The following is a 13,938-nucleotide window of genomic DNA, read 5'->3' on the forward strand; positions in this document are numbered from 1 at the left end:
AGTGGCTTATTGAAAACGAAATGGCATCACGCACTATGGGCCGAGGACTATATCGGTTTGCGGGGTGTGAGAGGTGTGGGACCGGGTGCCGCGGAACTAGATCAACTGTGGCTCCAGCACCTGGCCATCGGCGACGGTGATCACGCGGTCATCCTCGCGCAGCAGAGACCTGTCGTGGGTGACGAACATGCAGGCCACACCGGTGTCGCGGACCAGATCACGGATGAGCTCCACCACTTCCGCGGTGGAACGGCTGTCAAGAGCGGAGGTGGGTTCGTCGGCAAGCACCAGCTCAGGCTCACCCATCAGGGCGCGGGCGATGCCGACGCGCTGGCGTTGCCCGCCGGACAGTTGACCGATGGGGCGATCGCCAAGCCCTGCAAGACCGACCCGGTCGAGGAGTTCGTCGGCGCGATCACGGCGGGGTCGCGTTCCGCGGATGTGGTCTGTGACCAGCAGTTGTTCGGCGGCGGTCAGCGATCCGATGAGGTTGGCCTGCTGGAAGATGATGCCGATGTGGTCGCGGCGTACGGCGGCGCGATTATCGTCGGTGAGCTCCTCGCCGGCGACGTGGATGGTGCCGGAATCCGGGGTGATCAAACCGCCGGCCACGGACAGGAGGGTGGATTTGCCGGAGCCGGATTCGCCGACGACGAAGCCCAGCTCGCCAGCGCCCAGTTCCAAGGTCGCGCTGTCCAGGGCGGTGAACCGGCTAAGGCCGTCGGGATACGTAACTGTGGCGTTAGTGATGCTCAAAGGTGTGTTAGAAAGTGTCATGCTGTTGCTCCTGCGAGTGCGTCGTTGGGGTTGATGCGGGTGATCGTGCGGGTGGTCAGGGCGGCACCGATCATGCCGAGCACCCAGATGCCGGCGGCGGGGCCGAGGATGGAAAGCCAGTCCAGCGAGAAAGGCACCACGGTGGCAGCGGCCACACCAATGGCGGCGGCGAGCAGCGTGCCGGCGATCACCCCGATGGCAAGGATGACTGCTGCCTGCCCCAGGGCGTCGCGCAGCAGGTATCGGTTGGTCGCGCCGATGGCCTTCAAGATGGAGAGGTCGCGGGTGCGCTGGATCGTCCACACGGACAAGAACGCGACCGTGACGAGGGCAGAGATGGCGTAGAGGAAGCCCTGCATCGTTAGCAGTGAGCCCTGCTCGGACTGGTAGGCGCTGAGCCCCTGGAAGGATTCCTGCAGGGTGACGGCACCCGGCGCGTCGGCGTCATTGGTCAGCGCCACGGTTCCTTCGGCATCGGTGTGCGCGACCTGCTGCCACACCTGCGTGGGCACCCAGATCACGGGCGTGTGGGAGTAGTGGGTGTCCTCAACCACAGCATCGACGCTGGTGGTGGCAGCACCGAGGGTGACCTCGTCGTCAAGCGACAAGCCTAACGACGAAGAAGCCACCGCCCCATCACCCAAGAGCTCACCCCCGGGCAGCTGCGTGCCTTCGGGCAGGCCAAGCACGGCGACGGACTGCTCATTACCCTGCTCGTCCTGCAGCAGTGTCTGAGCAGTGCCCAAAGGCGTGGTCCCGGCAGGGGCTTCGTCGATACGCGAAGTAGTAAAGGAGGGGTCCTCGGGATCCTCGAAGATCACTCCGGTGGGGTTGAGCTCTTCAAGCGCGGATGTGTTTTGTTTGCCTAGGCCGGCGGTCAGCCCGGTCAGCAGGACCAGCAGCATGGTGATCAGTCCCACCACTGCGGTGATCAGGCCGATGCGACCGGGGGCGCGGCGTAATTCTCTCATTCCTACGAACATGCTTTCATCATGCGTCCGACCAGGCACTATCTACATCGCCTGCGGGGTGGATTCTGAAATCAACCGATCGGTTGAGCCCGGTTCCACCAACCGGGGCTAGCGTGGATGGGGTGAAAACCACGCACCGTATTTTGTTGTCCTTACGCATTGCTTCGCACGTGCTGGTGGCGTTCTTGTTGCTGCTGGGCGTGATCCAGGTGTGGGATCAGCCGTGGGTGGTGGGCGTGGCCGCCGTGTTTGCTGCGGTGTATGTGGTGGGCACTGTGTGGCATAACCGGGGCGGACGCTTTTCGACGACCGCCGCGGTGGTTTGGCTGGTGGTGATCAGCGCGCTGTGGGTGGTGCTGGTGTGGGCCTCCCCAAGTTTTGTGTGGCTCTTGTTCCCGCTGGTGTTTTTGTTGCTGTATGTGGCGCCGGCGCCGTGGGGTGTGGTGGCAACTTTTCTGGCGTGGGTGGTGGCCGTGGTGGTCTCCGTGCCGGCCTCGGGTGTTGCGGGGGCGGTAGGCCCGGGGATCGGCACCGTGCTTGCGGTGGTGATTTACTACTCCTACCAGGCCTTGAAGCGCGAAACGGAGCACTACCGCAAGCTTGCCACCCGGCTTGCGCACACGCAGGAGGATTTGGCGGAGGCTCAGCACCAGGCCGGCGTGATGGAGGAGCGCACCCGCCTGTCTCGCGAGATCCATGACACGTTGGCGCAGGGTTTCTCATCGATTGTGTTGTTGGCGCGCGCCGGGCGGGGTAGCCAGGGCGAGGCGGTCGCGGAAGCGTTGGACTCGATTGAGGAGACCGCGCAGGACAATCTGGCCCAGGCCCGCGCCCTGATCCGCGGCGAAAAGAACACCGATCTTGCGCTTGACCAGCGCGTTGAGCACGAGGCGCAGAAGGTGCGCCGCCGCCAGGACGCGCTGGGCACGCCGCTGGAGATCCGCACCAGCGTGGCCCCGAACATTACCGGCCCTGCCGCCGATGTGGCGGCCGCGGTGGTGCGCGAGGGCTTAAGTAATATTGCCCGCCACGCGCACGCCACCCAGGCCGTGATCACGGTGGATGCGCTGCCGGGGCAGCTCACCGTGGACGTCTTCGACAATGGCAGCGGCATGGACACGGCACCGGGTTATGGTCTGACCCAGCTGCGCCGCCGCGTGGAGGAAGCGGGAGGAACATTCACGGTAGAGTCGTCGTCAAGCGGAACGGTGCTGGCAGCGAGCCTGCCGCGGGAGGTGCAGCCATGATTCATGTGATGCTTATCGACGATCACCCGGTCGTCCGCGCGGGCCTGCGCGCTATTTTGAACAACTTCCCCGATGTGGAGGTGGTGGCGGAAGGTTCTGACGGCGCGGCGATCGCCGAGATGCCAGAGAGCGTGGACGTGGTGATCACCGATATCCAGATGCCCAGGGTGGACGGGATCGAGGTGACCCGGCGTCTGCGGGCTGCGGGCGGGCCACCGGTGTTGATCCTGACCACCTATGACACGCAGGCCAATATTTTGGCCGCGGTGGAGGCCGGCGCGATGGGTTTCCTGCTCAAAGACGCGCCCGAGTCGGAGTTGCATGCGGCGGTGGTGGCCACGGCGGCCGGCCGGCGCACCCTATCGTCGGAAGTCGCTGAGGTGCTCGCGGACCGGATGATGCGCCCCGACGAAGCCTTGAGCGCGCGCGAGATGGAGATCCTTGAGGCGCTGCAGACCGGCAAGTCGAACCGGGAGATCGCCGCCGCGCTGTTCATTTCTGAGGCGACGGTGAAAACCCACCTGATCCACATCTATTCGAAGCTGGGCGTGGACAACCGGACGGCGGCGGTGGATCAGGCACGCCAGCGGCGCTTGCTTTAGGGTGGGGGGCATGCAGCACGTTCCCGTCATCATCATCGGCGCAGGCCAGGCTGGTCTCGCCACCGCCTACTACCTCCGCCGCAGCGGGATTGCGCCCGTGCTTATCGACGCCCAACCCGGCCCCGGCGGTGCGTGGCAGCAGTACTGGGACTCACTCACTTTGTTCTCTAATGCGAGTTTTTCCAACCTGCCCGGCATGCCCATGCCCAGCTATGAGGGCTACCCGCCGCGGGACCATGTGGTGAACTACTTCACGGCGTGGGAAGAGCGCTATGACTTCGATATCCGCAGGCCATACGTGGTGGGCAAGGTGGTGCACGATGGCGAGCGTTTCATCGTTCGCGCAGCGCCTGCCGACGATTTCTCTACCGCCGAGCCGCTGGAACTGAGCACCGACAACGTGGTGGTGTGCACCGGCATCTGGACCGCGCCCTTTGTGCCCTCGGTGCCGGGCACTCTGGAGGGCCAGTTCTGGCACGCGGCGAACTACCCCGGAAAGGAAACGTTCCGGGACACGAAGGGGGCCGTTGTCGGCGGCGGGAATTCGGGCGCGCAGATCGCAGCCGAACTCTCCGAGGTGGCGGAGGTGGTGTGGCTGACCCGGCGCGAGCCGCGGTGGATGCCCGACGAGATCGACGGCGCTGACCTGTTCCGACGCAACCGGGAGCGCTACCTGGCCGCCGCTAAGGGCGAAAAGGACCCAGGTGGCGTGGAGAACTTGGGCGATATTGTCATGGTCCCCGAGGTTAAGAGGGCCCGCGACGAGGGCCGACTGCAGGCGCGCCCGATGGTTGATGACCTCGACGAGCTTGAGGGTGTCAACCACCTCATCTGGTGTACCGGCTTCCGGCCCGCCTGGGGCCCGGTCCAGCACCTCTTGGATGGTGCGGAGCCGACCGTGGAGGGCCTGTACCTGGTGGGCTTTGCGGAGGCGAATGGGCCCGGCGCGGATACGATCATGGGGGTCAGCCCGTTTGCGAAGCAGACGGCGGCGGCGATCGCGGGGCGCTGATCACACGCGGGGCACCGCTGAGCACGCGGGTGCGGTAAAGGACTAGGGTGCACGGTGTGCCACAAAAGTTTCCGTATCTGCCCCTTTCCGCGATGAGTTTCGCGGCGTTCATCTACGTCACTTTCGAGATGTTCGCCGTGGGCCTGATCACTCCGATGTCGCGCGACCTCGGCGTGACGGAGGGGCAGATTGGTCTGCTGATGACGGTCTATGCGGGCATCGTGGCCGTGGTCACGCTCCCGCTGATGTATTTCACGCGCAACCTGAACCGCAAGCCACTGTTCATGTCCACGCTGTTATTTCTGATCCTGGGCATCGTGTTGCAGGGGATCGCCACGAATTATTGGGTGTTGGTGGCCGGCCGTGTCGCAGCTGCCCTGACGCACGGTTTGTTCTGGTCCGCGGTGAATCCGATGGCTGCGCGCCTGGCGCCGGCGGGTCATGCGGGCCGAGCGATCGGGGTGGTCTCGATCGGTTCGACGATGGCGCTGGTGGTTGGCTCCCCACTGGCCACCTTCTTCGGCACGTGGTTGGGATGGCGCACCGCCACCTGGCTTTTGGGCGGGCTCGTTGTGCTCGCCTTTATCGCTTTGTTTTTCAGCTTGCCGACGATGCCTGCCCGCACTCCCCCACCTGCCACCGAGCAGGTGCGTCAGCGTTCAGCGCTGCCCTCGTTGATCGTGTACTTGTTGCTGGCCGTCACCGCCGCCTTTTCCGCCTATACCTATTTGGGTCTAATCGTGGAGGTCACATCCGGCCCCGAGCTGGTGGCCATTGGGCTTGCGGCTTTCGGCGGTTTCGGGGTGGTCGGCGTCTTGCTGGCGACCCGCATGGTGGATACGCGCATGATCCGCCTGAATACTCTGACGGCTGGTTCCATGGTGCTCGCCGCCGTCCTGGGCCTGCTTGGTTTCGCATCGACGGGCACGACCACTGTGGCGCTGATCTTCCTCATGATCGCGATCTTCGGCACCGGTTATGGTGCGCTGCCCACCGTGGCCACGACCATTTTCCTGCACGCGGGTAAGGAGAATCAGGACCGCGCGAGCTCCATCTACGTGGTCACATATCAGGTAGGTATCGCGTCGGGTTCCGCCCTGGGGTCAGTCGCTGTGGACGGTGGCTTTTTGCCCGGCACCGTTGTTCTGTTGGGCGTGCTCGCAACGGCGGCCGGGCTGACGTTGGCATTGTGGTCGCGCCCGCTGCTGCGTTAAGGGCGCATCCGGCCACGCCCACACTAGGTTATTGACAAGTCACCATCACTAGATAGGCTGGGGCCATTATGACGAAAACCCCACCACAGATCACCACCGTCGGCATCCTGGGCGCCGGCAAAGTAGGCACCGCCATCGGGCGTTTAGCCACTAACGCCGGATACACCACGCTCATTGCCACCGCGAAGCCCAAAGAAGAGATCCAGATGCTCACCGAGTTCATGGTTCCCGGGGCCCGCGCCGTCGATACGCACGAGATCGCCACAGCAGACCTTGTCGTCGTGTCGATCCCCCTGCGCAAATATCAGGAGCTCGACCCCGACCTGCTCGACGGCAAGGTGGTGATCGACACCATGAATTATTGGGCACCCACCGACGGCACCATCGATGCCTTCGAGGACCCAGAATTATCCAGCTCAGAGATCGTCGCTAAGCACTTAGCCCAATCCACCGTGGTCCGCACCCTCAATCACATCGGCTACCACGACATGGATGAGGACCACCGTCCCGCTGGCGCACCCGACCGCAGAGCGCTCGCCGTCGCCGCCGACGACGAAGAGGCAAAACAGCTGGTCATGAACTTCATCGACACTGTCGGCTTCGACCCTGTCGACGCCGGCACCCTCAACGACGCCCGCGCGATGGCCAACGGCACCGAAATTTTCAACGGCTCCCACAACTCCCGCGAGCTCACCCACCTTCTCCAACTAGCGAAAGCGCAGGCATAACATGATCCCCTCCATCGAAATCGGCGTCTACTCCTTCGGCGACACCCAACGCGACGCCGACGGCAACCTCACCCACACCGGCACCACCATCCAGAACCTCTTCGAAGCAATCACGCTTGCCGACGAACTGGGCCTCGACTACTTCGGCATCGGCGAACACCACACCGAAACCATGCCCATGAGCTCGCCGGGCACCATGATCGCCGCCGCGGCAGCCGCCACCAAACAGATCACACTCGGCTCTGGCGCCTCCATCATCTCCACGGATGACCCGGTCCGCGTCTTCCAACAGTTCGCCATCGCCGATGCCATCGCGCCCGGCCGCGTCGAAATCACCGCAGGGCGCGGCTCCTCGACAGAAACCTTTCCCCTATTCGGCTACTCGCTGCAACAGTACGACGAGCTCTTCGCCGATCGCCTCGACCTCCTCCTGACCCTCAACAACTCAGAGACAGAAAAGGTCACCTGGTCAGGCACAACCCGACCGGAGATCGATAACCTAGCCGTCGTTCCACGCCCGGTCTCAGGAAAGCTGCCCATCTGGTTGGGCACCGGCGGCAACCCTGGTTCCTCCATGCGCGCCGGGCAACTCGGGCTGCCCGTCAGCTATGGCATCATCGGTGGCCAGCCCGCCCGCTTCGCACCCCTGACCCAGCTCTACCGGCAGGCCGGGCGCCAGGCAGGGCATTCCGACGAACAACTTAAGGTGTCCGTAGCTACCTGGGGACTCATCGCGGAGACCAAGGATGAGGCTCTTGAGAAAATGCTGCCGGGCTGGATCAACCTGAACATTGAGATGGGGCAGCTGCGCGGCTGGCAGGAACCAGATACCCGCGCGTATTACGCCCAGGCCGGCGAGCACGGGGCTTACTTCATTGGCAGCCCCGACGAGATTGCTCGTCGTATCGTCAACCTGCACGAGCATTTGGGGCACATGCGCCACTTCTTCCAGATGGACGTGGGCGCCACCCCGCACGAGTACGTACTGGACTCGACCCGCCTGCTGGCTGAAGAGGTCAAGCCCCGCGTGGACCACCTGCTGGCGCAGAAGTATCAGTAGGAGTCTAGGCGGACGCTCAGAATTCTCGGTGGTGAAAGTTGAAGGGCGCACACATACATCCATGAATCAGTGCGCCTTCGACCTTCGCTTTCTCGAGGTCGCAGGGGCTGACGTAGCGGAGTGAAGAGTGACGCCGCTGCCGGTTGTAGAACGCTTCAATCCAATGTGCTACGGCTCGACGCGCTTGATCACGGTTCTGCCATGTCCGACGGTCGTAGAACTCGGTTTTCAATTTTGACCAAAATGAAGTGTCCCGGGTTTTGTTGTAAGAACGAAAAGTTGCTGAACTAGCCTCTGAACGGGTAAAGGCTACTTGCAATGGCTGTTATAAAAAGCTCCTAGATTTTCATCAGAGTGCTACGGGTTCTGGTCTGTAACCAATCGCTCTACCACTCCTACTAGTATCAAGGTCATCCAAAGCCCTATGACCCCTGGCATTACTGCCCCCACCGGGTCGTTCAATACAACATCAGGTAAAAGTGTTACTAAACTCATCCGGACGCCTATCATGACTGCTAATGCACTTGCCAGTGTTATGACGACTGTTCTCTTCGAAACACCACTAAAAAACTGTCGAGCCTGGGGGGGTGTTGACTTCTCTTTTTATCCCTAACCAAGTAAGCATCTGCGAATCCTATCGGTTTATAGGTTGAACTAGCCCCTAAAAGTTGGACTGGTTTAATTCTAGGCGATGAGGGCATCAAGGGTCTGATTCCGATATTGCATCGGGGTCAGGCCCTTGAGTCGTTGTTGGAGTCGGTTGTTGTACCAGACGATGTAGTCATCGACAGAGGCAATAAGCTCGCTCCAGCTGGAATGTTGATAATGAATACCTTGATCTGTGTGCACCATAAGGCCTTCTGCTAGCGTATGTGAGTCAATCGCGTTTTTCAACGAGGTTGACTCATCGCTGTCGAGGGTGATCTCGATAGTTCGTATGCCAGGATTGTGCGGTCATATCTCCCTCTTTCGTCATCTCTGCTGCGTTCGTGCGCTAGTTGAAGCACTTTCCTTCGCGGTAGTGATTCCCAGAATCGCGTTGTCCAGCAGACGCACGCCCTCAACCTCGGCAGCGACGATCGCCAAAGCAGGCCGCTGCGCGGGATCCTGCAGCAGACGCATAGTCGCTGGGTCTACTAGTTCGAAGTAGTCCAGCACAACCCCCTGCGCGGCAGCCAGCTCAGCGCGCACTTCGTCCACCGGCCGCGTCTCTACCTCCCGCAGGGCACGCGATAACGCCAGCGCGTCCGCTTTTCCCTGGGCGCTCAGTCGCTGATTCCGGCTGGATTCCGCCAGGCCCTCACTGGTGCGCTGGATGGGCACGGCGACGATCTCAACCGGAAAATGTAGATCAGCCACCATGCGGCGCAGCACAACCACTTGCTGGGCGTCCTTCTGCCCGAAATACGCGCGGTCCGGACCAACCAGGTGAAACAGGATGGATACCACGGTGGCCACCCCGTCGAAATGCCCCGGACGTGACGCGCCCTCATACACCTCCCCCAGCTCCCCGGCACGCACCCACACTGCAGGCACACCACTGGGATACATTTCCTCAACGCTGGGAGCGAAAAGAATATCTACCCCGGCGCGACGGCACACGTCAGCATCGCCCTCAAGATCGCGAGGATACAGGCGGTAGTCATCACAATCGCCAAGGTCAGTGAACTGCAACGGGTTCACAAAGTCACTCACGACGACCACGTCGCACTCGGCACGCGCCGCCCTCATCAGTGCCGCGTGCCCAGAGTGCAGCGCGCCCATCGTCGGCACCAGCCCCACCGTGCCTGCCCCGCCGTCTTTGCCCTTGATGTTGGCCAGCACACGGGACAGCTCGGCGCGGGTACTCACCACCAGCATGGTCACTCCTTGAAAGTTTCGTCCGCGCCGGGGAAGTCCCCAGCGATCACGTCGTCATGGTAGGCCCGGGCGGCGCGGGTGAGTTCCTCGCCGAGGCTCGCGTATCGACGAACGAAGCGTGGTGCTTTGCCGTGCGGATCCATTCCGAAGGCATCCGTCCACACGAGCACCTGCCCATCAGTGTTCTTACCTGCACCAATACCGATGGTAGGGATGCCCACCTCCTTGGTGACCTGGGCAGCGACCTTCTCTGGAACCATCTCGAGTACCACCGCGAACGCGCCGGCTTCGGCGACCGCGTGGGCGTCGGCAAGCACAGCCTGGGCAGAGTCACCGCGCCCCTGGACGACATAGCCGCCGAGCGCGTGCTCAGACTGAGGGGTGTATCCGATGTGCGCGCACACAGGGATTCCTGCGCCCACCAGGGTGCGAATCGTCTCTGCGCGCGCGACCCCACCCTCCAGCTTCACGGCGTGCGCACCGGTGTCCTGCATGACGCGCACCGCGTTTGCCAGCGCTTGCTCAGGGCCAGCTTCATAGGTGCCGAAGGGTAAGTCCACCACCACAAAGGCGCGGCGGGACCCGCGGACCACAGCGGCACCCATGGCGATCATCTCGTTAAGCGTGATTGGCAGGGTGGTCTCCATCCCATAGACCACATTGGCGGCCGAATCACCGACCAGCAGTATGTCGATGCCGGCGTCGTCGAAAATGCGCGCCGTCAACGCGTCATAGGAGGTGAGCATAGAAAAGCGGCGCCGCTCGGCTTTCGCTTTCGCGAAGTAGCCGGTGCGGAGCCGCCGAATTGGCTGAGTCATAAGCCTTAAGCCTAGAACTCACCCTTGGCTGGTGCAGCCACTTTTAGATATTCATTCACCGCGCAATGCGATTTATAACCAGGTCCAGGGCTTCCACCAGCGGGCGGTTGGCTCTGATTCTGTCTGGTTAGCGGTCTGGTTGTAGCCATTAAGGAGGTCATATGGGCTCCACCGGCGCTCGGGGGCTTCGCGCGGGGCAGGTGCTGCTTCCTCTTCACCGTCTGGGTTGCCGCCGAGCAGATCCCATGGGGTCCAGCGGCGTGGGCGATCGTCGTCCGCATCCCGTTCGCTCTCCTCCGGAGGAACAGGTAGGCCAATCTCCCGCTGCTCGTCGTTCGGCAACGGTGCCTCGACAGGCTCAGGTTCCGGAGCCGGCTGCACGGGCGCGGGAGCATTGCCGGCGACACTACGAACTGCTGCGCCACCGTCGATCAGGCCAGCGCCGCAACCGTACTGGCAGTTCATCGGGCGGGCGGTGTCCTTGATGATCCGCTCGATGCGGTCAGGAGAAAGGCTCGGATCAACCGCGAGCATGTTCGCGATGACCCCGGAGACAAATGGGGTGGCCATGGACGTGCCCTGGTAGTAGGCATAGTTGGGGCGCCCCTGGCGGGTTTCGCCAGAGTTCAGAGTAGACAGCACGCCCCTGTCACGCTGGAAGTCACCACCCGGCGCCGTCACGTCGACTCGGTCGCCGAAGTTGGAGTAGGAAGCCACGTTGCCGGTTTCACCAGAAGCGCCCACGGTGATGACGCCTTCACAGTTAGCGGGCTGGACGTTCGCGGCGTTTTGGCGCTCATTGCCTGCGGCGACGACGACCGTGGCGCCGTTCTGGCGGGCCGTGTCGATCGCGGATTGGTAGGTGCGGGAGCAGCGACCATTACCGCCCAGGGACAGGTTGATCACCTGCGCTGGGGTGTTGTTTCGTGGCACCTGCTGGATGTTGGCACCGGATGCCCACATGATGGCGTCCGCAATATCGGAGGTATACCCACCGCAGGCAGCGAGGGCACGCAGTGGCTGCACCTTGGCGTTGGGTGCGACACCGGCAACCCCCATGCCGTTGTCGGCCTGGGCGGCAATGGTGCCAGCCACGTGGGTACCGTGCCACGAGGAGACAGCAGCATGTGGATTGTTCCCGCACTGGTAGGCGGCGTACCAGTCGCCTTCGTCGGTGGGGTTGTTGTCGCGGCCGTTGCCATCGCGGGCAGCTTGAGGATCGGACACAAAGTCATATCCGGCAACCACATTCGCATCCAGGTCCGGGTGGGCAGCGTAGCCGGAATCCACCACGGCAACGGTCACGCCGTCGCCCCTGGTTGGGCTTGCTTCCCACGCTTCCTCCACGCGGCCACCGTTGGGGCCGTGGAAGGGCCACTGCAGGTTGTAGAATTCGTCGTTGGCGGCAAACGCCGTCATGATGGTGTCCGGTTCGATGTAGTCCACGTTGCCGGTGGCGGTCATCTGGTCCATGAATTCCTGGGATTCAGCAGGTTCCAAGACCTTGTCCACGGAAACCACGACGGTGCCGTCAGGGCGGGAGCGCACTTCGTCCACGTCCACCCCCACCTGATCGCCGGCGGAGTTAGTGGCAGTCTGGCGGTCCTGCGGGGTTTCGGAGTTGTCTTTGTAGCGGACGATGAATCGGTCCGTCTGTTTCTGATCAATCGTGAGCTCTGTGGTGGCTAGGCGGCTTTCCGATTGTTCCCGGTCCTCCACGCCTTCAGTGTCTTGTGCGTGTGCCGCGGGCATGGCCATGGTGGTTCCCAACGCGATCACGCCTGCGACGGCGAAAGCGCGCGCTGTCCCTCTTCTATCAACCATGAAGGGCCTTTCCTCTTGTGGGTGTATCTTAATGATTTCTTAGAATCGAAACACATTGTTACATAACCCGAAAACTTTTGCCACATAGACACTTTTTCCACGTCAAACGATACTTATTCCCGCAGAATGCTTTACGACGAGACCTTCACCCGGCCCATAACTTAATTCTTTCTTAGCCTAATCTGAACGCAATGGTCATGTGGTTTTATCGCACCTCCAACCAAGCAGCACGAAACCCCTCCACCTGTCTCCGGGCAGAGGGGTCGCGGCTAGCGCTCCAGTATCTAGATCAGACTGCCGTAGAGCTCGTCGAAACGCTTGCGCAAGGCCCTGAAGTATTCGAGGTGCTCTTCCACTGGCTTAATGGGCTCACCGAATGGTGGGACGGCGCGCTCTCCACCGGGGTTGATCACGTCAAGCGCGATGATCGCGGTGCCGCGCAGCGTCGCGCGCTTCATGGCCAGTGGGATCACGTCGCACTCCAAGGCGTCGGCGAGCACGGCCAGCCACCCTTCGTGCTCGGTGGTCACACGCCCGGAGGCGATGATGCGCTCCGGACTGGCACCCGCAATGTCGAGCTGTTCATAGACGCGCTCATAGGAGATGGCGAGGCCCTCGATAAGGCCGCGCCACAGGTCCAAGGGGCTCGTGTCGTCGGACATGCCCACGAAGCTTGCCGACGCATCGGCCGCCCACCCGGTGGCGCGCTCCCCGGAGAAGAACGGTAGCACAGCGGGCGCGTACTCGCTGGTGTCACCGCGCAGCACGGCATCCAAATCTTCCGGATCCACGGGCGTGATTACCCGCTCCATCCAGCTCACAGCCCGGCCGACATCATTCAGCGCGCCGCCCAGAATCGCCTGGTCGCGGGTCACGCGGTAACACCACAGCCCAGAAGGGATCTCCTCGGGAACCTCCGGCAGCAGCACGCGCATCGCACCCGAGGTCGCGGCCGCCACGGCGATGGTGGCCTCGTCCACCGCGCCCGGGCCCACGTTGGAGGGCCAGCCGTCGGGAATGCCGTGGAACCAGGGCACCCCATCCAGCTCTGGCCAGTCGGTGCCCGTCGGGTAGTCGGGCTCATCAGGGAAATGCAGTGGGGCAATCATCTTGGGGTCCACGTTGCAGGCCTCAAGGATCTCGGTGTCCAGCTCACCGGTGCGCGCGTCCACGATGCCGCACCACGCGCCTGTGGACACGGCCAAGCCCATCACGTCCGCCAGCTTCAAATAGACATACTCGCCGATGGTCATCACCCAGCGGGCAGCCTCCCAGCGGTCCGTCCACTCCTCCTGCGCCCACAAGAATTTTGCGGGGTGATAAGAGGTGTGAATGCGTACGCCGGTGCGCTGGTGGTAGGCATCTTCGTCGACAAGCGAACGCAAATGCGGCACGTACTTGGCGCACCGCGAGTCCGCGTAGGTGGCGCACTGGGTCAAGGCGTTGCCATCCTCGTCGACAAGCATGAATGAGGAGGCGAAGGAATCGAAAGCCACGCCTTTGATCTGCAGGCCCTTGTCGCGGGCGAAGGCGACGATGCCGTCGACGATCTCACGACATTCCGCGGCGATCTGGTCCCCATCGATGGTGGAGTTGCCGTCATTGCCGCTTTCAAATTCGTGGGAGATGCGCTCCTTGGAACCTTTGACGGGGCGGCCCGATGCGTCGTAAAGCCCACCGCGCGAGGCGGTCGACCCAACATCCATCGCCAGTACGTACGGTCCGCGCGATTCGTCCAGCGGGACGGACATGGTAGGGATCTTGCGGGTCTTGGGTGCCTTCATGATGGTCACGCTCCCTAGGCGATCAGGAAACATTAGGAAAT

Annotated in this window: 13 protein-coding genes and 1 pseudogene; 6 read left to right on the forward strand and 8 right to left on the reverse strand. The window is 62.6% G+C overall.

Annotation, left to right across the window (positions count from 1 at the left end; translation table 11 throughout):
• Window positions 1-96: 96 nt before the first annotated feature.
• Window positions 97-777 (reverse strand): ABC transporter ATP-binding protein, encoded by a 681-nt coding sequence (locus tag B097_RS0103755; RefSeq protein ID WP_018581212.1) that lies wholly within the window; start codon window positions 775-777, stop codon window positions 97-99.
• Window positions 774-1,760, reverse strand: a complete 987-nt coding sequence (locus B097_RS0103760) for an ABC transporter permease (RefSeq protein WP_026254285.1) — start codon at window positions 1,758-1,760, stop codon at window positions 774-776. The genes B097_RS0103755 and B097_RS0103760 overlap by 4 nt, the downstream gene beginning before the upstream one ends.
• Window positions 1,761-1,870: 110 nt before the next feature.
• Between B097_RS0103760 and B097_RS0103765 the strand changes: the two genes are divergently transcribed.
• The 6 genes from B097_RS0103765 to B097_RS0103790 all read left to right on the forward strand — a co-directional run bounded on the left by B097_RS0103765 (window position 1,871) and on the right by B097_RS0103790 (window position 7,611).
• Entirely contained in the window at window positions 1,871-2,995 is a 1,125-nt protein-coding gene (locus tag B097_RS0103765; RefSeq protein WP_018581214.1) for a sensor histidine kinase, read from the forward strand.
• Window positions 2,992-3,597, forward strand: coding sequence for a response regulator (locus B097_RS0103770; protein WP_018581215.1), 606 nt, complete (start codon window positions 2,992-2,994; stop codon window positions 3,595-3,597). The genes B097_RS0103765 and B097_RS0103770 overlap by 4 nt, the downstream gene beginning before the upstream one ends.
• Before the next feature lie 10 nt (window positions 3,598-3,607).
• Window positions 3,608-4,609, forward strand: a complete 1,002-nt coding sequence (locus B097_RS0103775; protein ID WP_018581216.1) for an FAD-dependent oxidoreductase — start codon at window positions 3,608-3,610, stop codon at window positions 4,607-4,609.
• A 92-nt stretch (window positions 4,610-4,701) separates the two neighbouring features.
• Entirely contained in the window at window positions 4,702-5,823 is a 1,122-nt protein-coding gene (locus B097_RS0103780) for an MFS transporter (RefSeq protein WP_048402594.1), read from the forward strand.
• A 68-nt stretch (window positions 5,824-5,891) separates the two neighbouring features.
• Complete coding sequence (locus B097_RS0103785) at window positions 5,892-6,551, forward strand: NADPH-dependent F420 reductase (protein ID WP_018581218.1); 660 nt, start codon at window positions 5,892-5,894, stop codon at window positions 6,549-6,551.
• Between the two features lies 1 nt (window position 6,552).
• A complete protein-coding gene (locus B097_RS0103790; RefSeq protein WP_018581219.1) occupies window positions 6,553-7,611 on the forward strand; it encodes an LLM class flavin-dependent oxidoreductase in 1,059 nt (352 codons plus the stop codon).
• 16 nt (window positions 7,612-7,627) lie between these two features.
• On the opposite strand, the gene B097_RS13790 is transcribed toward B097_RS0103790, so the two are convergent.
• The 6 genes and pseudogenes from B097_RS13790 to B097_RS0103810 all read right to left on the reverse strand — a co-directional run bounded on the left by B097_RS13790 (window position 7,628) and on the right by B097_RS0103810 (window position 13,897).
• Window positions 7,628-7,930, reverse strand: coding sequence for an integrase core domain-containing protein (locus B097_RS13790; RefSeq protein WP_081618000.1), 303 nt, complete (start codon window positions 7,928-7,930; stop codon window positions 7,628-7,630).
• A gap of 365 nt (window positions 7,931-8,295) precedes the next feature.
• Window positions 8,296-8,570: pseudogene (locus tag B097_RS13685) on the reverse strand (IS3 family transposase); the annotation flags it as partial.
• 13 nt (window positions 8,571-8,583) lie between these two features.
• Complete coding sequence (gene panC, locus B097_RS0103795) at window positions 8,584-9,471, reverse strand: pantoate--beta-alanine ligase (protein ID WP_018581221.1); 888 nt, start codon at window positions 9,469-9,471, stop codon at window positions 8,584-8,586.
• 2 nt (window positions 9,472-9,473) lie between these two features.
• Window positions 9,474-10,289: a 3-methyl-2-oxobutanoate hydroxymethyltransferase gene (gene panB / locus B097_RS0103800; RefSeq protein WP_018581222.1), complete on the reverse strand. Its 816-nt coding sequence runs from the start codon at window positions 10,287-10,289 to the stop codon at window positions 9,474-9,476.
• A gap of 72 nt (window positions 10,290-10,361) precedes the next feature.
• Window positions 10,362-12,113, reverse strand: coding sequence for a S8 family peptidase (locus B097_RS12420; protein WP_081618001.1), 1,752 nt, complete (start codon window positions 12,111-12,113; stop codon window positions 10,362-10,364).
• Window positions 12,114-12,397: 284 nt separating this feature from the next.
• Entirely contained in the window at window positions 12,398-13,897 is a 1,500-nt protein-coding gene (locus tag B097_RS0103810) for a gluconokinase (protein WP_026254287.1), read from the reverse strand.
• Window positions 13,898-13,938: the final 41 nt, after the last annotated feature.

The organism is Corynebacterium pilosum DSM 20521 = CIP 103422, assembly GCF_000373805.1.
GTDB lineage: Bacteria > Actinomycetota > Actinomycetes > Mycobacteriales > Mycobacteriaceae > Corynebacterium > Corynebacterium pilosum.

Coding starts and splice junctions, on each gene's coding strand:
- B097_RS0103755 (WP_018581212.1), bottom strand. CDS start 777: ATGACACTTTCTAACACACCTTTGAGCATCACTAACGCCACAGTTACG.
- B097_RS0103760 (WP_026254285.1), bottom strand. CDS start 1,760: ATGTTCGTAGGAATGAGAGAATTACGCCGCGCCCCCGGTCGCATCGGC.
- B097_RS0103770 (WP_018581215.1), top strand. CDS start 2,992: ATGATTCATGTGATGCTTATCGACGATCACCCGGTCGTCCGCGCGGGC.
- B097_RS0103775 (WP_018581216.1), top strand. CDS start 3,608: ATGCAGCACGTTCCCGTCATCATCATCGGCGCAGGCCAGGCTGGTCTC.
- B097_RS0103780 (WP_048402594.1), top strand. CDS start 4,702: ATGAGTTTCGCGGCGTTCATCTACGTCACTTTCGAGATGTTCGCCGTG.
- B097_RS0103785 (WP_018581218.1), top strand. CDS start 5,892: ATGACGAAAACCCCACCACAGATCACCACCGTCGGCATCCTGGGCGCC.
- B097_RS0103790 (WP_018581219.1), top strand. CDS start 6,553: ATGATCCCCTCCATCGAAATCGGCGTCTACTCCTTCGGCGACACCCAA.
- panC (WP_018581221.1), bottom strand. CDS start 9,471: ATGCTGGTGGTGAGTACCCGCGCCGAGCTGTCCCGTGTGCTGGCCAAC.
- panB (WP_018581222.1), bottom strand. CDS start 10,289: ATGACTCAGCCAATTCGGCGGCTCCGCACCGGCTACTTCGCGAAAGCG.
- B097_RS12420 (WP_081618001.1), bottom strand. CDS start 12,113: ATGGTTGATAGAAGAGGGACAGCGCGCGCTTTCGCCGTCGCAGGCGTG.
- B097_RS0103810 (WP_026254287.1), bottom strand. CDS start 13,897: ATGAAGGCACCCAAGACCCGCAAGATCCCTACCATGTCCGTCCCGCTG.